We start from the raw sequence: 20,584 nt of genomic DNA, 5'->3' as shown, positions 1-20,584 counted from the left end.
CGGTCGCTGTGTCAGACTTTCCGGCATGACCGATGCCTCCCCCGAAACCCCGGCCGCCGGACTGACTCTGCGAGGACGTGCGGCGATGCGGCTCGCATCGGCGGCCGCATGGGCGTCCCGCAAGTCCGGCCGGGGCAGGGGCGCGATGATCGGCGGGCTCATCGCACTGCAGGTGGACCGCTCGATCATGGGGCAGCTGGGCGCGGGGAAGCGCACGGTGCTGGTCACCGGCACCAACGGTAAGTCCACCACCAACAGGATGGTCGCGGCGGCCCTGTCGTCGCTGGGCCCGGTGGCCACCAATGCCGACGGCGCCAACATGGACGCGGGCCTGGTCGCCGCGCTCGGCGAGTCCCGCTCCGCCCGTACGGCCGCCCTCGAGGTGGACGAGCTGCACGTCCCCCACGTGGCCGACGCCGTCGCCCCGTCGGCGGTCGTCCTGCTCAACCTCAGCCGGGACCAGCTCGACCGTGTCGGCGAGATCAACGCCGTCGAGCGCCGCCTGCGCGAGGGCCTGGCCCGGCACCCCGGGACGGTCCTCGTCGCCAACGCCGACGATGTCCTGGTCAGCTCGGTCGCCTTCGACGCACCGGACGTCGTGTGGGTGGGCGCCGGGGCGGGCTGGACCAACGACTCGGCCGGGTGCCCGCGCTGCGGCGAGCCGGTCGTCCACGCCGCCGCAACGGGAGGCCCGGTCCAGGACCCGCACCCTCACTGGCATTGCTCCGGCTGCGATCTCGCCCGCCCGCAGACCCACTGGTCCGTGGACGGGGACGTCCTGTCCGGCCCCGGCGGCTTCACGGCCGTGCTGAACCTGCGCATCCCGGGCCGCGCGAACCTCGGCAACGCCGCGCAGGCCGTCGCCGGGGCGGTCGCCGTCGGCGTCGACCCGTCCGCTGCCGTGCACGCCGTCGGCACCGTGACCGAGGTGGCGGGCCGGTACCGCACCGTCGTCCGCGGCCCGCACCGGCTGCGGATGCTGCTGGCCAAGAACCCCGCCGGATGGCAGGAGGCCCTGGCGATGTCGGACCGCACCGCGGACGGAGTCGTCATCGCCGTCAACGGCCAGGTCCCCGACGGCGAGGACCTGTCGTGGCTTTGGGATGTGGACTTCGAGGCGCTCGCGGCGAGCCCGGCCCCCGTCGTGGCTACCGGCGAACGCGGCACCGACCTGGCCGTGCGCCTCTCCTATGCGGGCGTCGCGCACACGCTGGAGAAGGACGTGTTGCGCGCCGTCGACCGGTGCCCGCCGGGCAGGGTGGAGGTGCTGGCCAACTACACGGCGCTCCTGGGCCTCGACCGGGCGCTGGACCGCGAGAACCTCGAAGGGGACACGAGCCGGACGGACACGAGCCCGGAGGGGGCGGCGCGATGAGCGGCGACACGACAGCAGGCGATTCGACCGTCCGGATCGGGCTGATCCTGCCGGATGTGCTCGGCACCTACGGCGACGGCGGCAACGCGGTGGTGCTGCGTGAGCGTCTGCGCATGCGCGGATACCGTGCCGAGATCGTCGCCACCGGGTTCGGCGAACCCGTCCCCGACTCCCTCGACATCTACGCACTCGGCGGCGGGGAGGACGCGGCGCAGCGGCTGGCCGCCCGCCACATGACCGCGCATCCCGGGCTGCAGAACGCGGCGCACCGCGGCGCGCCGGTCCTGGCGGTGTGCGCCGGGCTGCAGGTGATGGGCGAATGGTTCACCGCGTCCGACGGCCCCGGCGGCGCGCTGCGCCGGGTCGACGGCCTGGGCCTGCTGGACGCGACGACCGAGCCCGGGCGGCCGGAGGCCGGCGGCCGCGTGTCCCGCGCCCTCGTCGCCCGCGGGCTGGTGACGCCCCGCCACGCACCCGGGCGCATCATCGGCGAGGTGGCCGCATCCCCCCTCGTCGACGGGCTCACCGCGACGCTCACCGGGTTCGAGAACCACGGCGGCAACACCACGCTGGGGCCGGCGGCGCGCCCGCTCGGCCGGGTGGTGCGCGGTACCGGGAACAAGCGCGCCTCGGACCCGGAGGGCCCGGCCGCCGACGAGACGCTGTTCGAGGGCGCCGTCCAGGGGTCGCTCGTGGCCACCTACATGCACGGCCCCGTGCTCGCGCGCAACCCGGAGCTGGCGGACCTGCTCATCGCCCGCGCGCTCGGCGTCGCCCCCGGAGACCTGGCGCCGCTCGAGATGCCGGATGTCGAACAGTTGCGCACCGAGCGGCTCGCTTCACGGTAGGGGCCGCGGGCAGGGCCTCACGCCGGCTCGCACCGCGATCGCGTGCCGTCCACCGCGAACCAGCCGCGCTCGAACCTCTGCCACCGCTCGAGGTGTTCGCGGCAGTCCCCGCCATCGCGGGCGACGGCCCGCTCCAGCCGCGCCGCCTCGTCCCCCCACTGCACCCAGTACGCCCGGGTAAGCCGGTCCGCGATCGAACGTCGTGCCGTGGTGACGCCCTCGAGGATCAGGATCTCCGGCACCGGCACGTCCACCCACCGCCCCGGCACCGGCACGGCCTCCGCGCGATCCGACTGCCGGCGCCACTCCACGCGCCGGTACCGGCCGGGCAGGCCCTGCGCCAACGGCCGAAGCACCCCGGATTCCAGCCGCGGCCACCATGACGCCGGGGCGTCCCACGTCGCGAAGTCGTCCGCCCGCACCAGCGCCACGTCGCGCCCGGCACCGCGCAACCGCGCCGCCAACGCGTCGGCGAAGACGGTCTTGCCGGAGCCCGACGGGCCGTCGACGGCCCGGACCTCGAGGCTCACGCCGCCGCCCCTACAGCACCCGGCGCCCGGTGAGCGCGCGACCCAGCGTCATCTCGTCCGCGTATTCGAGGTCGGAGCCCATGGGCAGCCCGGACGCCAGGCGGCTGACGGACAGCCCGGGGAAGTCGCGGAGCATGCGGACCAGGTAGGTGGCGGTGGCCTCGCCCTCCGTGTTGGGGTCGGTCGCGATGATCACCTCGGCCACCTCCACCGTCCCGCCGTCCGGCCCCGGCGCAGCACCGCCGAGCCGTTGCAGCAGCTCGCGCACCCGCAGCTGGTCGGGCCCGATGCCGTCGAGCGGGTTCAGCGCGCCGCCGAGGACGTGGTAGAGCCCCTTGAACTCTCTGGTCCGCTCGATGGCGGGCACGTCCTTGGGCTCCTCGACGACGCAGATCCGGGTGCGGTCGCGGCGGGGGTCCTGGCAGATGCGGCAGCGCTCGCCGTCCGCGACAGTGCCGCACTCGACGCAGTACCGGACACCCTCACGCACCTTCTGCAGCGACGCCAGGAGCCGGTCGATGTCCGACGGTTCCACCGTGAGCATGTGGAAGGCGATCCGCTGGGCGCTCTTGGGCCCGATGCCGGGGAGCTTGCCCAGCTCGTCGATGAGATCCTGAACAGGACCCTCGTACATGCAGCGACCCGCTGTCGCTAGAAGCCGGGCAGGCCGATGTCGCCCAGCGGCCCCGCGAGCGGACCCATGAGCTCTGCGGCGGTCCGCTGCGCGTTCGCCGAGGCATCGTGCACGGCACCCACGACGAGGTCCTGCAGCGTCTCGGCGTCGGAGGGGTCGATGACGGACGGGTCGATGACGATCGACGTCAGCTCGCCGGTGCCGGTGACCGTCGCCTTGACGAGTCCGCCCCCGGCCTGGCCGTCGACCTGACGGTTCGCCAGCTCCTGCTGGGCGTGGACCATCTGCTGCTGCATCTGCTGGGCCTGCGCCATCAGCTGCTGCATATCCGGCATACCGCCGGGCTGCGTCGGGTCTCCGGGTTGCATCGGCGCGGTCCTCTCGTCGGGAAACTCGGTCACCAGCGTAGCCGCCGCACCGGGTGCGCAACGCCCGGCCGGTGAGCGGGGGTGCGCGCGCGGCACCGCGGACGGAGTCGTAGCGTTCCTCACCGCGGGAGCACAGCGTTCCTCACCGCGGGACCAATGCCCGCCCTCGCGCGCGGTGCACCAGTAGAGTCCGAGTTGACGAAAGGTTCGAGCGCCACGTGAATGCCACCCCGGTTCTGCGTAGACCGCCGCGCGGGCCCGTGCCCCCGCCAGCCCGCCTTGTGGGGACCGTCGCACATCAGGCCGGCGTGGAGCGGCTGCTCGCCAGTTTCCACGCTATCCCCGCGGACGCGCCGGTGCGGCTGGCCAAGAAGACCTCGAACCTGTTCCGCGCGCGCAGCGCCACGGGCGCACCCGGCCTGGACGTGACGGGCCTCGGCGGGGTCATCTCCGTCGATCCCTCCGCGTGGACGGCCGACGTGCAGGGCATGTGCACCTACGAGGACCTGGTGGACGCGACGCTGCCCTACGGGCTCGCACCGATGGTGGTCCCACAGCTCAAGACGATCACCCTCGGCGGCGCGGTCACCGGACTGGGAATCGAGTCCACCTCGTTCCGCAACGGCCTTCCGCACGAGTCCGTGCTCGAGATGGACGTGCTCACCCCCACCGGCGAGATCGTCACCGCACGACCGGAAGGCGGGACGGCCGACCTCTTCCGCGGGTTCCCCAACTCGTACGGCACCCTCGGGTACGCCACGCGCCTGCGCATCGAGCTCGAGGCCGTCAAGCCGTACGTCCGGCTGCACCACGTGCGATTCACCGACCTCGACGCGCTGCAGCAGGCAATGGGCCGGATCGCCGACTCCGGCACCTGGGCCGGCCCCGACGGCGCGACAGTGACGGTCGACTATCTCGACGGGGTCGTCTTCACGCCCGACGAGTCATACCTGGTCCTGGGAATGCAGACCGACGCATCCGACCTCCGCCGCGGCGAACGCACCTCCGACTACACCGGGATGGACATCTACTACCGGTCCATCCAGCACGCGCTCGAGGCGTCGCCGAAGACCGACCTGCTCACAATCCGCGACTATCTTTGGCGGTGGGACACCGACTGGTTCTGGTGCTCGCGGGCGTTCGGCACGCAGAACCCGCGGATCCGCCGGTTCTGGCCGCGCAAGTACCTGCGCAGCAGCATCTACTGGAAGCTGATCGGGCTCGACCAGAAGTACGACATCGGCGACCGGCTCGAGAAGCGCAAAGGCCTGCCCCCGCGCGAGCGCGTGGTGCAGGACATCGAGGTGCCCCTCGAACGCACCGCCGAGTTCACCCGGTGGTTCCTCCCCGAGACCGGGATCGAACCCGTGTGGTTGTGCCCGCTGGCGCTGCGCAGCGTTCCGGCGGACGACGGGCGCCGCAGCGACACAGACCCCGGGCAGCCCTGGACCCTGTACCCCCTCGAGGCCGGGCGCACCTACGTCAACATCGGCTTCTGGTCGTCCGTACCCATCGTTCCCGGCGAGCCTGTGGGCGCGATGAACCGGCGCATCGAACGCAAGGTGGCCGAGCTGGGCGGGCACAAGTCGCTCTACTCGGAGTCGTTCTACGAGCAGGACGAGTTCGACGGCATGTACGGCGGCACCGGCTACACCGGCCTCAAGTCGCGGTACGACCCGGATTCGCGTCTACTCGATCTGTACGCAAAGGCGGTAAAGCAAAAGTGATCTCGTTCAAGGGAGCCCCCATGAACAACGCGTTCTCGTCCGGCGCGCTCGCCGGCATCACGGGCGGCGGGCTGCCCCAGCTGACGCTGGCCGAAATGCTGGAGAAGGTCACCGACGGCCCCATCCCCCTCCACTTCACCGCCTACGACGGCAGTACCGCCGGAGACCCGGACTCGCCGTACGGGCTCGTCCTGAAGACTCCCCGCGGCGCGAACTTCGTCGCCACCGCCCCCGGCGACCTCGGCATGGCCCGCGCCTACGCTTTCTGCGACCTGGACCTCGTGGGGGCGCATCCAGGCGACCCGTACGAGGTGTTCAAGCGCCTGCAGTCGATCTCGATGCACCGGCCGTCGCTGCGGGACGGCGCCGCCATCATCCGGTCGCTGGGCCGCGACCGGCTGCGCATCCTCACCCCGCCGCCGCAGGAGACCTTGCCGCGCTGGCGCCGGATCGCCGAGGGCCTTCGCCATTCGAAGGAGCGCGACGCCGAGGTCATAAGCCACCACTACGACGTGTCCAACGCCTTCTACGAGCGGGTCCTGGGACCGTCGATGACCTACACCTGCGCCACCTACCGGCACGCCGACGACTCGCTCGAGCAGGCCCAGGAGGACAAGTACCGCCTGGTGTTCGACAAGCTGGGGCTGGAACCGGGGATGCGGCTGCTCGACGTCGGCTGCGGCTGGGGCGGCATGGTCCGCTACGCCGCGCGGCGCGGGGTCCGGGTCATCGGCGCCACGCTGTCGAAGAACCAGGCCGAGTGGGCGCAGAAGGCGATCGCGGAGGAAGGGCTGCAGGATCTCGCCGAGGTGCGTCACTGCGATTACCGTGACGTGCCCGAGAGCGGTTTCGACCGCGTGTCCTCGATCGGGCTCACCGAGCACATCGGCGTGCACAACTACCCCGACTACTTCGAGTTCCTCTACTCCAAGCTGCGGCCGGGCGGCCGGATCCTCAACCATTGCATCACCCGACCCGGCAATGCGGGCAACGCCAAGGCCGGCGCGTTCATCGACCGCTACATCTTCCCCGACGGCGAGCTCACCGGCTCCGGCACGATCATCCGGATCATGCAGGACACCGGGTTCAACGTGCGGCACGAGGAGGACATCCGAGAGCACTACGCGCTGACCCTGCGCGACTGGTGCCGCAACCTCGTGGACAACTGGGACTTCTGCGTGAGCGAAGTCGGCGAGGGCACTGCCAGGATCTGGGGACTCTACATGGCGGGCTCGCGTCTGGGATTCGAGACCAACGTCATCCAGTTGCACCAGGTTCTGGCGGTCAAGCCGTTGTCGGACGGCAGCGCCGACGTGCCGTTGCAGCCCTGGTGGAGTTGGTGAGCGCGTGACGGGGAGCAACGGAGACCTGCCGCCCCTGCCCCGCGGCCCCCAGGACACGCCGCAGCGGCCGCTGGCGCGCGTCGACCACGGCGGCACTCCGCTCACCGTCGCGCGCCCCGACGGTGCGCCGCGTGCCGGGATCGTCGTCGTACAGGAGGCGTGGGGGGTCACGACCTACATCGAATGGCTGCTGCGGGTGTTCGCCGATGTGGGATACGTTGCCGCCGCGCCGCACCTCTACCACCGCAGCGGTGACGTGGTGATCGACGACCACGATTTCGCCAAGGCCAGGCCGGTGATGGCGACGTTGGACGGCGACGCCATCACCATGGACGTCGGCAACGCCACCGCGTTCCTGCGCCACGAGGGCGCCCCGCGCGCCGGGATCATCGGATTCTGCATGGGAGGGACGATCGCCCTGTGGGCGGCGGCCCACGCCGACGTCGACGCGGCGGTCACGTTCTACGGCAGCGGTATCGAGAAAGCCCGATGGTCCGGATTCGAATCCGGGTTGGAGACGGCGCCGAGCGTGCGCGTGCCCTGGCTCGGTTTCTACGGCGACGAGGACCGGTCCATCCCGCCGGCGCAGGTGGAGCGACTTCGCACTGCGATCGAGCCGGTCAACGCGCCGACGCAGATCGTGAGATACCCGGGGGCGGGCCACGCGTTCGCCTCGGACCCCTCGTCGCCCAAGCACGTGCGCGAGGCAGCCGAGGACGCGGGCATCCGCACCAGGGAGTTCCTGGCCGCGCACCTGGGTTGAGGATCAGAACGGCAGGTCCTCGTCCGGGTCCGCCTCCGGATCCGCTGCACCGAAGGCGATGTCCCTGGCGGACATGGCCGGGTGTGCACGCGGACCGTGCACCTGGCCGGTGCCGTCCCTTTCCACGGTGCCGTCCCGTTCCACGGTGCCGTCCCTTTCCACGGAGGCAGCAGGCACAGGCCGGGCGCGGAATCCTCCGGGCACACTGATCAGCCACTGCCCGGTCGCGTGGCACGACCAGCATTCGGCGTAACCCGCAAGCACGGCGACGTCCCATATCCGCCAGGTCTTCAGCTGATGGTGCATTTTGCACAGGCAGTGCAGGTTCTGCGGCACCGTCCAACCGCCATGCTCCGGGGCATCGTGGTCGAACGGCACCACGTGGTCGATTTCGCACCGCCCGGCCGGCACGATGCATCCGGGGTGGCGGCAGTGCCCGTCGCGCGTGCGCACCTCCTGCGTGACCTTCCGCGACGGTTTGTAGGAGAGCGCGCCCGGCGGCGGTTTGTCGTATCCGCCGTGACCGTCCGGGTGGATGCCGGAACCCATGCCGCGGCATGCCGCGACCCGGGAACGGATCGTGTCGATGAGTCTCCCGTCGCCGATGATGGGCACCGTCCGCAGTGCGGGAATCCGGGCGTGCCGCAACGGGGTCGGCGGCGCCGGACGCGAAAGCCCCAGCGCGGCCCCCGATGTTTCCGGGAGCGTCCGCTCATGGACGGTCTCGATTTGGTGCCGCAGGCGGTTCTCCTTCGCCTGCCAACGCTCAAATGCCGCTTCGAGGAACGCGATGTACTCGGGATCGTCGAGCTCGGGATCGTAGGAGCCATCGTGCATTCCCGCCACCTTCTCATCGGCGGTGGGATCGTCCGACTCGTCCCCGGGACAGACCCCTCCCCCGTCGCCGGTCGGGGCATGGCCGGCGCCCGGCGGCAGGTTCCCGTCCGCCCCGCATGCGGCCTGCGGGTTCTGCGCCAGCCAATGCTCGGCCAGGTACTTGGCCTCGGCGAACACCAGCTGCCACGTCGAGTTCTCGGCGAGCATGCGCGCATACTCTGCGCAGATCGGGCCGTACCCTTCGAGGTGGCCCGGGGTGTCCGTCAGGTGCGCGAGCGTGGCGAGGTCCACGTGCACGTACACGTGAACCCGTCGCTGCGCCCCCGAGCCTGCGCCCGGAGCGCCCGTGCCGCCGCCCGTCTCGGGGTCCGCCGGCGCTGCGTCCCCCGTGGCATCCGAAGCCGCACACGAGGCTTTCGTGCACGCGGGCCGCCCGCACCTGCATTCGAGCTTGTCGGCGCCGAGCGCCATTGCCACCACCGCATCGGCGCGCCGTGCGGCGCGGTCCCTCGGGTCGGCAGCACATACCGAATCGGCCAGCGCATCGATGGCCTCGTATACGACGACCGCCTCATCCGCTGCAAGGTACGCCCGCACGTCCGCCATGCCGCTGGTGCGGCGTGAGACTGTGACCCGCCGACGTGAGCGCTCGCGCGCATGCAAACGCTCGGCCATACGGGGGTCACGCTCCATCAACAGACGTTCGACCTCGTTGCCGAATGAGCCGGGCGCAAGCAGCCTGGCGGATGCGGCGATCTCCTCGTCGAGCGCACGGATCACGTCCGGATCCACCTGGGCCAGCGCGTGATACAGCACGGCGAGGTGCGCATAGTCGACCAGGCCGGCGAGCGCCGCATCCCGCACCGCGGAGAGATGCTGTTCCAGAAGTTCCGCGATCCCGTAGTGCACCTCCGCCATGTGCATCGTGCATGTCGATGCCGCGGCGACCTCCGAGAGCGCCGCGCGCCGAGCACGCCCCCTGCCGGTGCCGGCGCGCTGTAGCATCGCGATGCGCGCGTCCACCAGTTCACGAACCCCGAGCAGACGCCGTGCCGCGGCCGCATTCTCGTCCCGTTGATGCGCCACCATCAGCTCGCGGCACCACTCCGGCAGCATCGCCTCCAACTGCCCATCGACCACGCCCGCGCCGCCTGCCGCCGCACGAGCCGATCCCCCGAACCCCACCCCGTTCATGTGTTCTATAGTACATATATTCGACGCTTGGCGCCATGGTCTTCCAACCGCGTTCTCGAGCCATGACGACCGAATCAGAAGGACGGCCGGCAGCCGGGTCACTCGTCGATCGGCGTGGCTCCGAGCGTCCCTCGCAGCAACTCCACCGCGGCCTCCTCCGGGTCCCTGCGCTCAGCGGTGACTCCCGGACCGGCGGCCGCTTCGGCCATCATCTCCTCTTCGGCCGCCGCTTCGTCGAACCGTTCCTCGTAGCCCGATTCCGGCGGAACGTCCTCGTCCCGAGGAGGCGGCATCGCGCTCACATCATGTGCCCCGCCCTCCGGAGCCTCAGATCCTGAGTATCCGCCGGTCTGATCACCGGCGCCGGCCGCAACCGCGGGCGCGGCCGACGTCGCAGCGGAATCGGCACGGGGAGAACCGCCGTCACCCTGCCCGGCACTCGCCCGGGCGGCCTGACTGGGCCGCGAATACCCCTGCGAAGCCGGCTTGTCGGACTGCGCCTGACGCGAAGACCGTTGTGCGCGCGTGGTTTGCGGCGGCCCCCCGGCCTGAGCCGGCCCGCTGTCGTTCTCCACAGCCAGTCGCCACTCGCCGCCGTACACCAGCGCGATGGCCTCCCTGATCAGCTGCGCATTGTGCTGTTCGGCAAGCCTGGTGGCCAACGGTGCCGACGGGTGCGCCAGCACGACCACGTCGTCGTCCACGCGCTTGACGACGGCCTCCGCCAGCATCACCTCGACGGTGCGGCTTCGCGAACGGATCGCCGCCCGGACCTCGGACCACGCAGCGCGGACCGCCACTGCATCGGGGCGCCCGCCGACCGCAGCGGGGTCCTCCGCACCGCCGGGCGCATCCTCCACACCCGACGCCGTGACTGTTTCCTGCTCAGGATCCCCGTCCGGAACGGGATTCGGCGAGGCGTCCGCAGGCGGTTGCCGCGCTGCGGCAGGTTCGGGCGCTGCGGCAGGTTCGGGCGCTGCGGCAGGTTCGGGCGCTGCGGCAGGTTCGGGCGCTGCGGCGGATTCGGTCGCAGCCGCAGGTTCAGGCGCCTCCGGAGGTTCCGGAGCCACCACGGGTGCAGGCGCCGCGTCGGTGTCGGCCCTCTCGGAAACCGGCTCCGCGGCTGCGCTCTCCCCTGTCGAAGGCCGGGGCGCGGCGCTCTGTTCCACCGTCGCATCCTGTCGCGGCGCAGTGCGCGGACGGTCTTCTTCCTCGCGGCGCGGCGACGGCGCTTCCTGACCGGCCCGACGCTGCGACGGGCGCACGAAACGCGGCGCCGCCCGCTCGGGCGACGCGCCCTGGCCGCTGCCATCCGCCTCCGGAGCGCTCACCGCAGGGGCGCCGGACACGGCGCCCCCAGCTGCGACACCACCCGGCGCCGCAGCCCCCGCCGTTCCGCCGCGCTCAAGGCGCTCGATCCGCTGCAGCAGCGCCGGCACGTCGTCCGAAGCCGCGGGAAGCAGCAGCCGCGCGCACATCACCTCCAGCAGCAGGCGGGGGGCGGTGGCGCCGCGCATGTCCGTAAGCGAATCGTGCACCACCTCCGCGTACCGGGTGAGAGTGGCCGGGCCTAAGCGGTCGGCTTCGTCACGCATGCGCTCCAGCGCGTCTCCCGGGGCGTCGACCAGGCCACGCTCGCCGGCGTCGGGCACCGCACGAAGCACGATGAGATCACGGAGACGGTCGAGCAGGTCAGACGCGAACCGCCGCGGGTCCAGCCCGGCCTCGATCAGCCTGTTGACGGTCTCGAACATCGCCGCACCGTCGTCCACTGCGAGCGCGTCCACTGCGTCGTCGATGAGCGCGACGTCCGTGACCCCGAGCAACGCCAGCGCGCGGTCGTAGGCGATGCCCTCATGCCCGGCGCCCGCCAGCAATTGGTCGAGCACGCTGAGCGTGTCACGCGGGGACCCGCCGCCCGCACGGATGACGAGCGGAAACACGGCGTCCTCCACGGTGACGTGCTCCTGCTCACAGATGCCGTCGAGCAGTCCGCGCATCACCGTCGGCGGCAGCAGCCGGAACGGGTAATGGTGGGTGCGCGACCGGATCGTCGGAAGCACCTTCTCCGGCTCCGTGGTGGCGAAGACGAAGATCAGGTGCTCCGGCGGCTCCTCCACGATCTTGAGCAACGCGTTGAAGCCCGCGTTGGTGACCATGTGGGCCTCGTCGACGATGAACACGCGGTAACGCGACTCCGCCGGCGCGTAGAAGGCCTTGTCACGCAGGTCCCTCGTGTCATCGACGCCGCCATGGCTGGCCGCGTCGAGTTCGACGACGTCCAGATTGCCGGTGCCCCCCGGCCCCAGTGCGACGCACGACCTGCACACTCCGCAGGGCGACGCCGTGGGCCCCTCGACGCAGTTCAGCGACCGCGCGAGGATGCGCGCGGACGACGTCTTGCCGCAACCGCGCGGGCCTGAGAACAGATACGCATGATTGATCCGCCCCGACTCCAGGGCCGCGCTGAGCGGCTCGGTGACGTGCTCTTGTCCCACGACCTCCGAGAAGGCCGCCGGTCGATACTTCCGGTAAAGCGCCACGCGCTGAGACTACCGGCCGTCTCCGACACCGGTCAGGCTCCGTACCCGCCGTCCACGTCCAGCTTCTGACCCGTGATGAAGCCCGCACGGTCCGACGCGAGGAACCGCACGGCCTCCGCGACGTCTTCGCACGAGCCGAACCTGCGCAGCGGGGTATTGACGCGGGCCGCCTCCAGCGCGGCATCGTCCAGGTCGCCCGCGGCGGCCAGCGTCTGCGCCATCCCGTCGGACAACATCCCCGGACCGACGCAATTCGCGCGCACCCCGAACCGCCCCTCCTCCACTGCCAGACCGGTGACCACCGCCTCCACCGACGCCTTGGGCACCGCCGACATGCCGTCGCGCACCGCGAATCGCCTGCCCGCGGCAGTCGTCACCGCCACGATGGACCCGCCCGTCTCGCGCAGAGCCGGCAGGAAGGCGTGGGCCACGGCGAAGAACGCAGCGCTGTCGCCGACGAGCACGTCGCGCATCTCCGTCGGCGCGACCCGGCTCAGGTGGCGCTGGCGGACCAACGGCCCTGCCGCGTAGACCACTGTGGCGATACTGCCGAAGCGCCGGCCCGCCGTCGAAGCGAATTCCGCCACCGCGTCGAAGTCCGTGATGTCGAGGGGCAGCGCCGCCGATTCCGCGGCGACGCCCGATCCGCGCCCGGAGGCCTCGGCCGCCGTGGGCGCTTCGGCGAGCAGCGCCTCCGCCCTCTCCCTGTTCCTACGATAAGTCAGGCACACCGGCGCGCCGTCGCGCCGGAACCCCCGGACCACGGCGCTGCCGATCCCCCCTGTACCGCCCACGACCACGACTGCACCGCGGCCCTGCGCCGATGGCGTGCCCATCAACCTCATCACCCGTCCCTCGTCCGACACGGCCGCACCCTTCGTCCGGCACAGCCGACCCACGACAGCACTACATCACAGGCCTGGTAGGCGCCAGCACTCGACATGTGAGTCCGCGCATACCGCCGCAGAGACAGGGCGGGAGACGGAAACAATGCTTACGGTGCGGATTCAATAAATGACGCACCAAAGAACGAAACCATAAACCGTACCACGCGGTAAGACGTTTCAACAAATCCCCATTACGCGCCCGGCGGATAGGCAATCAGAACTTGATACAGTCCGAATGCATTGCATCCGCCGGTCCCCCGGTGACCGCTGATCCAGGCGAGCCTGCCGATCAGGGGCGCCAACCTGCGCCGGGCGGCATCTGCAAGGACCCTATTGGCCCGGGACCGCTCGCGCGTGCACCGGACAGGACGGACAACCCGATTGTCCGACGTCCTGCCCGACCCCCGTCGCTGCGCCCGCCTGCCCGCACTTCCGAGGGGACGGCGCGCGTCCGGCAGCGGTCCCCCTAACGGAGGACATGTGTACCCACTCAGCGCGACGACCACGATCTTATTACTCGTGGCATTCTTCGGAATCACCTTTCTCCTCACCCTCACGATCCGTGAGAAGAAAGAGAACGCCGACGGATTCATGGTGTCCAACGGCGCCGTCGGATTCGGGCTCTCCTCGTCGTCCATGACGGCGACATGGATCTGGGCGGCGTCGTTCTATGCCGCCGCCACGGCGGGCTACAAGTACGGGATCTCCGGCCCCATCCACTACGGGCTCTGGGGCGCGTTGATGATCCTGTGCATCTATCCGTTCGGCAAAAGGTTCCGCAAGATCGCGCCGCATGCGCACACCCTGGCAGAAGTGATGCACGCGCGGCACGGCACGTCGAGCCAGCTGCTGCTGGCGGTGTCCAACGTGGTGGGCAGCATCATCAGCATCACCGCCAACTTCACCGCCGCCGGCGCCCTGGTTTACATCCTCACGCCGTTCAGCTTCACCACCGGCGTCCTCGTGGTGGCCATCGGCATCCTGTCGTACAGCATCTGGTCGGGTTTCCGCGCGGCGGTGCTCACAGACGCCGCACAGCTCGTCGCGTTGATGGGCGCCGCGGTCGTCATCATCCCCGTCATCTTCTTCGCGGCCGGCGGACCCGACATGATCCGGGGCGGCCTCGACTCGTTCTACGACTCGGGTGATCCCGAGATGGCGAACTTCTTCTCCATGGACGCGTTCCTGTACCAGGGTGCGCCCTACCTGGTGGCCGTGCTGGCCTACGCGATCGGCAACCAGACCATCGCCCAGCGCCTGTTCGCTGTGCGCCAGGACAAGATCAAGTCGACGTTCGTCACCGCCACGTTCGGCTACGCGGGCACCGTCATCGGCCTGGGCATGCTCGGCATGCTCGCGGCGATGATCGGGCTCAAGCCCACCGACGGCGACACCAACAACCTGATCCCCGACATGGCCGTCGAGTTCCTGCCGGGCGTCCTTGTCGCAGCGCTGTTCATCATGGTGATCGGCTCGCTCGCGTCCACCGCCGACTCCGACCTGTCGGCCCTCGCCTCGATCACGATGGCCGACATCTACGGCAAGAATCTGGCCCGCGGCAAGGTCAACCCCGGCACGATGCTGCTGATCGGCCGCCTGACGATGGTCGCGGCCACCGCGGCCGGCGTGATGTTCGCATTCGCGAGCTTCGACATCCTCGACCTGCTCGTCTTCGTCGGCGCGCTCTGGGGTGCGCTGGTCTTCCCCGTGATCGTGAGCTTCTACTGGCGGCGCATGACCAACGTCGCGTTCACGGTGTCGGTGGTCGTGGCACTCGTGTTCTTCCTGATCGCCCGATTCACCCTGATCCCCATGGCGGGCGTGCAGGCGGTGCTGTTCGAGACTCTGGCCGCGGCCGGTGCCGCCGTCGTAGTGGGACTGCTGGTGTTCGGCATGCTCGGCCGGATCGCGGGGTTCGTCTCCGGCACCGTCATGTTCCTCGCGATGATGCCGCTGTTCATCGGCTTCCTCCGCGACTACGAGGTACTGCTGGGCTCGCTTGTCTCCTACGGGGTCAGCGCGATCGTGTGTACCGCGATCAGCATGCGGAACAAGGAGCTGTTCGACTTCGACCTCATCGACCAGCGAGTGGTGCTGTTCCAGCAGGAGCAGGAGGAGATGCGTCAGCACGGCGACGAGGCCGACCGTGGCGGAGCTGCGGGGAAGCGGCCCGGAACGCCGCCCCGAACGGGCTCTGCCGGAGCCGCGGTCGCGACGCTCGAGCGCGACGAGGCGGCCGCCGCAGAGCCGGCGGAAGACGGCACCAACGCCGACAAGAATCCCGAAGACCTTGGAGGAGATGACAAGTGACCACAGTGATGATGACGATCTACATTCTGATGTGGCCCGCGATCGCGGCGGTGGTCCTGGTACTGCTCACCATCGGCGTGGTCAAGGACATCGTGCAGGCCAAGCGGGACGGGGTGCCGTTCGTCTAGCATCCCGCTGGTCAGTACGCCGCACTCGGGCCCGGATCGCCGGTGACTATCGTCACGAAGATGACTGACAACATCGGCCGTCCGGGCCCTTCGAGTGCCACGGGGAATTCAGGAGAATCCGGCATCCCCACCCCGCCCGGTTTCACGGGCACGGTCACCGAAAGCCTCCCCACCGCCACCCCGTCCTGGCCGCGCAAGCCCCGCCCCGCGGCCGACGCCCCCGACGTCATCGTCATGCTCGTCGACGACATGGGCTATTCGGACATCGGCCCGTTCGGCTCGGAGATCCCCACGCCGCACCTCGACGCGGTGGCAGCGGAGGGAGCACGGATGACGGACTTCCATGTCACCCCCACGTGCTCGCCCACCCGCGCGTCGCTGCTCACCGGATGCAACTCGCATTCCGTCGGCATGGGCGCGGTGGCGAATGTCGACGACGGTTTCCCCGGCTACGCTGCCGAGCTTCCCGCCCACCAGCCGACCATCGCCGAGACGTTCCGCGGCGCCGGGTACGCGACGATGGCGATCGGCAAGTGGCACCTGTGCCGCGAACAGGACATGCACGCGGCAGGCGACCGGAACTCCTGGCCGCTGCAGCGCGGCTTCGACCAGTACTACGGGTTCCTCGAGGCCCAGGCCAACCTGCACGCCCCCGCGCAGCTGTTCGAGGGCAACAGCCCCGTCCACGTCACCGAGTACCCGGAGGGGTACTACCTGACGGACGACCTGACCGACCGTGCGGTGGGAATGATCGCCGAGTCGCACGCCTCCGACCCGGGCAAGCCGCTGATGATGTACTTCGCGCACGCCGCCGTGCACACGCCGATGCACATCAAGACCGGTGCCGCCGAACGCTTCCGCGGACAGTACGACGGCGGGTGGGAACAGACCCGGGCGCAGCGGCGGCAACGCCAGGACGAGCTCGGGATCGCCCCCGCTGAGGTGGGCACCGCGCCCCTCGACGACGAGACCGGCCCCGACGTGCCCGCCTGGGACTCGCTGCCCGAGGACGGCAAGCGGCTCGCGGCCCGGCACATGGAGAACTACGCCGCGATGATCGTCAGCATCGACGAGTCGGTGGGCCGCATCCGCGACATCCAGCGCAGGCTCGGCCGCCTGGAGAACACCATCTTCGTGTTCCTCTCCGACAACGGCGCTTCCGGCGGCGGGGGCGGCGACGTCGGGATCATGAACCACCTCTCCAATCTCAATCGCTCCCGCGTCCCCAGCACCGACGAGCGGATCGCCGAGGAGATCGGCCTGCTCGATGCCCTCGGCGGCCCGACCACCTGGCCGCAGTACTCCACCGCCTGGGCCACTGTGGCCAACACCCCCTTCCGTCGGCACAAGTTCAGCACCTACCGCGGGGGGCACCAGGTCTCGTTCGTCATGTCCTGGCCTGCGGGCCTCGGCGAGCTGGGCGGGGAGAACTCCGGACGCGGGGCGGTGCGGCGCCAGTACGCGCACGTGACCGACCTGTTGCCGACTCTCGCCGAACTCGCCGGTGTGCAGGTGCCCAACACCAGGGGCGGCGCCGCGGCACGCCCGCTCGACGGCACGTCGATGGTGCCGGCCCTGCGCAGCGCGGACGCGCCGGGCGCGCACGGCGACCAGTACTACGAGTGCCTCGGCGAACGCGCCTACTACGCGGGGGACTACGAGGTGGTGGCCCAGCGCACGAAGCTGACGCCGTTCGCCGAAGACACGTGGGCGCTCTACGAGGTGGAGCGCGACCCGATCCAGCTCGACGACGTCGCAGCGGACCGCCCCGACACCGTCGCCGATCTCGTGTCCCGCTGGGAGGGCGCCGCCGCCGCCAACATGGTCTACCCCATGTCCAACGGCAGCCCACTGCACTTCCTTCAGCGCGACCCGGCCGAGGAACGCCTGGCGTGCGAGACGGTGCTGCTCCCGGAGACCCCTCCGCTGGAACGGTTCCGGGCCTCGCAGCTGATCGACGGCCGCTCGTTCACGGTCGACGTCGACCTGGGCGACGGCGGCTACCGCCCGGGCGACGAGGGGGTGTTCGTCGCGCACGGCGGCCAGGAGGCCGGGTACGTCCTCTACATCGAGGACGGCCTGCTGCACCTGGAGCAGAACGCGTGGGGCCGGACCATCACCGCGGAACCCGTTCCGGTACCGGCCGGCGCGCAGCGCATCGGCCTGCGGGTGACCGCGCCGGGCAAGCACCGCTGGGTCGCGTCCCTCGCCGTCGACGACGCCGTCGTCCGAGAGGGGGTCGAGATGCTGCAGCTGTCGTGGCTGGTGCCGTTCAGCGGCCTCAGCACGGGGACGATGCACCGCTCCCCCGTCTCCTGGGAGCTCTACCGCCGCCGCGGCATGTTCCCGTACTCCGGGCCGTGGCAGCGGATCACCTACCGCCCGGGCGACCATGCGCCCGACGCGCCGGCGGTCATGCTCGACGCGATCCGGCGGATGGGCGCGGCGACGCAGTGATCGCGGGCGGGCGCAGCAGCCCCCGCCATCACGAAGGCCCCCACTCCGTTGACGGAGTGGGGGCCTTCGCTCCGAACTCGTTCACCTCAAGGGTGGAACGGAAGCTCGTTCTCGTTCTCCCGGCGACCGCTCACGCGGCCGTGGGTCCTGCTGGCACCTGCCCTCAGAGCGGGGTGACGCCGGTGGCCTGCGGGCCCTTCTGGCCCTGACCCACCTCGAAGCTCACACGCTGGTTCTCGTCCAGGCTGCGGAAACCGCTGGTCTGGATTTCCGAGTAGTGGACGAACACGTCGGCGGTGCCGTCGTCGGGGGCGATGAAACCAAAGCCCTTTTCAGCGTTGAACCACTTCACAGTGCCTTCTGCCATGCCTTACTCCTCTTACAGTGTCCACGTCTGAGGCTCGTCCATCGAACCCCAGGGCCGGTGTCACACGGCGATGTTGACGGCTCCACAAGAGGAAATCCATCACGCCCTTGAAAAATGTGCGAGCGTGGAAACACATACACAAACACGGCGACCGTCTCCAAGTTAACCACATCCTCCGCGGTTACGACACGATTGCGTGACACCAATCCGCGCACGCCCGTGATCTTCACCACGGCCCGATCCCCCTCACGCCCGGTCCGCCCGGCCCGAAACCCGGACTGAGCTGCACTTTCACCGCCCACGCGACCGGGCGGACCGCCCGGTGCGCATGCGGCCTCGCCCGACCGACGACCGCTACACTGGGCCTGCCCGGCGAGGACACGGGCGCCTGCAGAGGCGCAGTCCCGCCGGCAACGTCGTGGAATGCTCTTTCACTCCGGCGATCGTCAGCCCTCATCCGGCCCCACAAGGACCGGCCGCTGCGATGCCGCCGGATCCTGATCGACAGTGCTCGTTCAAGCACCAGCGGTTCTCGCGGCGATCGATTTCGCCCACAGGCGATCTCGCCCCAGCGCACGCGGCACGGTGCAACGAGGCCCGCCCCCACGGCGGGGCGCATCCGTCTGCCGTGCGCCCCTATGCCAGTGAAAGGCAGGCCCCATCCATGACCGTCACCACAGCTCCCGACGTCGACGACCGACACGCCGGAGGCCGGACTGATTCACCGTCGTTCGCCGCCCTCGGCGTTCCGGCACCCCTGGTCGAGACCCTCACCACCGCCGGGATCACGAGCCCGTTCCCCATCCAGACGGACACGCTCCCCGACACCCTCGACGGCCGGGACGTGTTGGGGCGCGGCAAGACCGGCAGCGGCAAAACACTCGCATTCTCCATTCCCATGGCAGCTCGGCTGGCGCTCAGCGGCAACCGCACGCGCCCCGGGCGGCCCCGCGGACTCATCCTGGCGCCCACCCGCGAGCTGGCCACCCAGATCACCGACACGCTGCAGCCGCTGGCATCCGCCGCCGGCCTGCGCGTCACGACGATCTTCGGCGGGGTCAAGCAGGGACGCCAGGTCGATGCGCTGCGCTCCGGCGTCGACATCGTGGTCGCCTGCCCCGGACGCCTCGAGGACCTGATGCGGCAGGGCCACGTCGACCTGGGCTCCGTGGAGATCAGCGTCCTCGACGAGGCCGACCACATGGCCGACCTCGGATTCCTCCCCGGGGTGACGCGGATCCTCTCCGCCACCGACCGGTCCGGGCAGCGCCTGCTGTTCTCCGCGACCCTCGACAACGGCGTGGACAAGCTGGTCAAGCGGTTCATGCACAACCCCGTGCACCACTCGGTGGACTCCGCGGAATCGCCGGTCGTCGCGATGACCCACCACGTGTACGAGGTGGCCGGCGTCGACGCCAAGAAGGAGCTGGTGCGGTACCTCGCATCCGGCACCGGACGCCGGATCCTGTTCCTGCGCACCAAGCACCAGGCCAAGAAGCTGGCCAAGCAGCTCACCGCCTCCGGTGTTCCGGCAGTCGACCTGCACGGCAACCTCTCCCAGAACGCCCGCGACCGCAACCTCGCCGCGTTCACATCCGGCGACGTGCGTGTCCTGGTCGCCACCGACATCGCCGCGCGCGGAGTGCACGTGGACGAGGTCGAGCTGGTGGTCCATGTCGATCCGCCGGCGGAGCACAAGGCATACCTGCACCGCTCGGGCCGCACCGCACGCGCGGGCCACAGTGGGGACGTCGTGACCGTCGTCCTCCCCGAACAGCGCCGGGATGTCGCGCAACTGCTCCGCAAGGCCCGCATCACGGCGAAGCCGCAGCCGGCGAGCGCGTCGTCGGCCGCCGTCATCGCACTCGTCGGCGACCTTGCCCCGCACCGCGAACCGGCCCCGGCCGTGCCGCAGAACGCTCCGCGGTCGGCACCGGCGGGACGGACCGGCGGCAGCCTCCCCGGAGGCCGCAGGCGCGGCGGACGGTCCGGCGCCGGGCGCGGCGGCGAGCACGCCCCGGCCCGTCAGGGCCAGTCCCGGCAAGGACAGCAGCGCCAGGCCCCGGGCCGGCCGCGGCAGTCGCAGGGCCAGTCCGGTCAGTCGCAGAGTCAGTCCCGTCAGACGCAGGGCCGCCGCCGCGCCACCCGCGCATCCGGTCGCCCACAGGGCTGACCAGCAAGGATCCGCAGCTCCGGACCGAGCCCGGAACGATCCTGAAAGAGGGGGCGTACGAGTCACACTCGTACGCCCCCTCTTTCGTCTTCCCCCATGA

16 protein-coding genes are annotated in these 20,584 nt (G+C 70.5%); 9 read left to right on the top strand and 7 right to left on the bottom strand.

Annotated features, from left to right (window positions below):
• Positions 1–25 precede the first annotated feature (25 nt).
• Positions 26–1,375 (top strand): Mur ligase family protein, encoded by a 1,350-nt coding sequence (locus FO059_RS02525; RefSeq protein ID WP_143906088.1) that lies wholly within the window; start codon positions 26–28, stop codon positions 1,373–1,375.
• Positions 1,372–2,223, top strand: a complete 852-nt coding sequence (locus FO059_RS02520) for a type 1 glutamine amidotransferase (RefSeq protein WP_143906086.1) — start codon at positions 1,372–1,374, stop codon at positions 2,221–2,223. The genes FO059_RS02525 and FO059_RS02520 overlap by 4 nt, the downstream gene beginning before the upstream one ends.
• A 17-nt stretch (positions 2,224–2,240) precedes the next feature.
• Here FO059_RS02520 and FO059_RS02515 read toward each other — a convergent pair whose 3' ends face one another.
• The 3 genes from FO059_RS02515 to FO059_RS02505 are packed head-to-tail and all read right to left on the bottom strand — an operon-like array spanning position 2,241 to position 3,755.
• The gene (locus tag FO059_RS02515; RefSeq protein WP_143906084.1) at positions 2,241–2,753 is read right to left on the bottom strand and encodes a uridine kinase family protein; all 513 of its coding nucleotides are present in this window, start codon (positions 2,751–2,753) and stop codon (positions 2,241–2,243) included.
• A 10-nt stretch (positions 2,754–2,763) separates the two neighbouring features.
• Complete coding sequence (gene recR, locus FO059_RS02510) at positions 2,764–3,387, bottom strand: recombination mediator RecR (RefSeq protein WP_143906082.1); 624 nt, start codon at positions 3,385–3,387, stop codon at positions 2,764–2,766.
• Positions 3,388–3,404: 17 nt separating this feature from the next.
• Entirely contained in the window at positions 3,405–3,755 is a 351-nt protein-coding gene (locus tag FO059_RS02505) for a YbaB/EbfC family nucleoid-associated protein (RefSeq protein WP_235671113.1), read from the bottom strand.
• 260 nt (positions 3,756–4,015) lie between these two features.
• On the opposite strand from FO059_RS02505, the gene FO059_RS02500 reads away from it, so the two are divergent.
• The 3 genes from FO059_RS02500 to FO059_RS02490 are packed head-to-tail and all read left to right on the top strand — an operon-like array spanning position 4,016 to position 7,588.
• Positions 4,016–5,482: an FAD-binding oxidoreductase gene (locus FO059_RS02500; RefSeq protein WP_143906080.1), complete on the top strand. Its 1,467-nt coding sequence runs from the start codon at positions 4,016–4,018 to the stop codon at positions 5,480–5,482.
• A gap of 20 nt (positions 5,483–5,502) precedes the next feature.
• Positions 5,503–6,825, top strand: a complete 1,323-nt coding sequence (locus FO059_RS02495) for a class I SAM-dependent methyltransferase (protein ID WP_143906078.1) — start codon at positions 5,503–5,505, stop codon at positions 6,823–6,825.
• 4 nt (positions 6,826–6,829) lie between these two features.
• Positions 6,830–7,588 (top strand): dienelactone hydrolase family protein, encoded by a 759-nt coding sequence (locus tag FO059_RS02490; protein ID WP_143906076.1) that lies wholly within the window; start codon positions 6,830–6,832, stop codon positions 7,586–7,588.
• Between the two features lie 3 nt (positions 7,589–7,591).
• On the opposite strand, the gene FO059_RS02485 is transcribed toward FO059_RS02490, so the two are convergent.
• The 3 genes from FO059_RS02485 to FO059_RS02475 all read right to left on the bottom strand — a co-directional run bounded on the left by FO059_RS02485 (position 7,592) and on the right by FO059_RS02475 (position 13,007).
• Positions 7,592–9,619, bottom strand: coding sequence for an HNH endonuclease signature motif containing protein (locus tag FO059_RS02485; RefSeq protein ID WP_143906075.1), 2,028 nt, complete (start codon positions 9,617–9,619; stop codon positions 7,592–7,594).
• A gap of 98 nt (positions 9,620–9,717) precedes the next feature.
• On the bottom strand, positions 9,718–12,162 hold the full coding sequence (locus tag FO059_RS02480) for a DNA polymerase III subunit gamma and tau (RefSeq protein WP_143906073.1): 2,445 nt from the start codon (positions 12,160–12,162) through the stop codon (positions 9,718–9,720).
• Positions 12,163–12,194: 32 nt separating this feature from the next.
• Positions 12,195–13,007, bottom strand: a complete 813-nt coding sequence (locus FO059_RS02475) for an SDR family NAD(P)-dependent oxidoreductase (protein ID WP_372497872.1) — start codon at positions 13,005–13,007, stop codon at positions 12,195–12,197.
• 561 nt (positions 13,008–13,568) lie between these two features.
• Here FO059_RS02475 and FO059_RS02470 point away from each other — a divergent pair.
• Genes FO059_RS02470 through FO059_RS02465 form a run of 3 tightly spaced genes read left to right on the top strand, consistent with a single transcriptional unit; the run spans position 13,569 to position 17,944 of the window.
• Positions 13,569–15,359, top strand: a complete 1,791-nt coding sequence (locus tag FO059_RS02470) for a sodium:solute symporter family transporter (protein ID WP_308339553.1) — start codon at positions 13,569–13,571, stop codon at positions 15,357–15,359.
• Positions 15,356–15,487 carry a putative transporter small subunit gene (locus FO059_RS18525; RefSeq protein ID WP_210416604.1) on the top strand — a complete coding sequence of 44 codons (132 nt, stop codon included), beginning with the start codon at positions 15,356–15,358 and terminating at the stop codon, positions 15,485–15,487. The genes FO059_RS02470 and FO059_RS18525 overlap by 4 nt, the downstream gene beginning before the upstream one ends.
• Before the next feature lie 60 nt (positions 15,488–15,547).
• Complete coding sequence (locus FO059_RS02465; protein WP_143906067.1) at positions 15,548–17,944, top strand: arylsulfatase; 2,397 nt, start codon at positions 15,548–15,550, stop codon at positions 17,942–17,944.
• Positions 17,945–18,107: 163 nt separating this feature from the next.
• Here the strand turns inward: FO059_RS02465 and FO059_RS02460 are convergent, their stop codons facing one another.
• Positions 18,108–18,311, bottom strand: a complete 204-nt coding sequence (locus tag FO059_RS02460; protein WP_143906065.1) for a cold-shock protein — start codon at positions 18,309–18,311, stop codon at positions 18,108–18,110.
• Positions 18,312–18,975: 664 nt separating this feature from the next.
• On the opposite strand from FO059_RS02460, the gene FO059_RS02455 reads away from it, so the two are divergent.
• A complete protein-coding gene (locus tag FO059_RS02455) occupies positions 18,976–20,484 on the top strand; it encodes a DEAD/DEAH box helicase (protein WP_143906063.1) in 1,509 nt (502 codons plus the stop codon).
• The last annotated feature ends 100 nt before the right edge of the window (positions 20,485–20,584 follow it).

It is taken from the genome of Tomitella fengzijianii (assembly GCF_007559025.1).
Lineage (GTDB): Bacteria > Actinomycetota > Actinomycetes > Mycobacteriales > Mycobacteriaceae > Tomitella > Tomitella fengzijianii.
Note: the sequence above shows the minus strand (reverse complement) of the source record. Positions and strands in the feature narration are given on the sequence as shown.

What these genes read in the sequence shown, in the direction of transcription:
- FO059_RS02525 (WP_143906088.1), top strand. Translation starts at nt 26, where the DNA reads ATGACCGATGCCTCCCCCGAAACCCCGGCCGCCGGACTGACTCTGCGA.
- FO059_RS02520 (WP_143906086.1), top strand. Translation starts at nt 1,372, where the DNA reads ATGAGCGGCGACACGACAGCAGGCGATTCGACCGTCCGGATCGGGCTG.
- recR (WP_143906082.1), bottom strand. Translation starts at nt 3,387, where the DNA reads ATGTACGAGGGTCCTGTTCAGGATCTCATCGACGAGCTGGGCAAGCTC.
- FO059_RS02505 (WP_235671113.1), bottom strand. Translation starts at nt 3,755, where the DNA reads ATGCAACCCGGAGACCCGACGCAGCCCGGCGGTATGCCGGATATGCAG.
- FO059_RS02495 (WP_143906078.1), top strand. Translation starts at nt 5,503, where the DNA reads ATGAACAACGCGTTCTCGTCCGGCGCGCTCGCCGGCATCACGGGCGGC.
- FO059_RS02485 (WP_143906075.1), bottom strand. Translation starts at nt 9,619, where the DNA reads ATGAACGGGGTGGGGTTCGGGGGATCGGCTCGTGCGGCGGCAGGCGGC.
- FO059_RS02475 (WP_372497872.1), bottom strand. Translation starts at nt 13,007, where the DNA reads ATGAGGTTGATGGGCACGCCATCGGCGCAGGGCCGCGGTGCAGTCGTG.
- FO059_RS02465 (WP_143906067.1), top strand. Translation starts at nt 15,548, where the DNA reads ATGACTGACAACATCGGCCGTCCGGGCCCTTCGAGTGCCACGGGGAAT.
- FO059_RS02460 (WP_143906065.1), bottom strand. Translation starts at nt 18,311, where the DNA reads ATGGCAGAAGGCACTGTGAAGTGGTTCAACGCTGAAAAGGGCTTTGGT.
- FO059_RS02455 (WP_143906063.1), top strand. Translation starts at nt 18,976, where the DNA reads ATGACCGTCACCACAGCTCCCGACGTCGACGACCGACACGCCGGAGGC.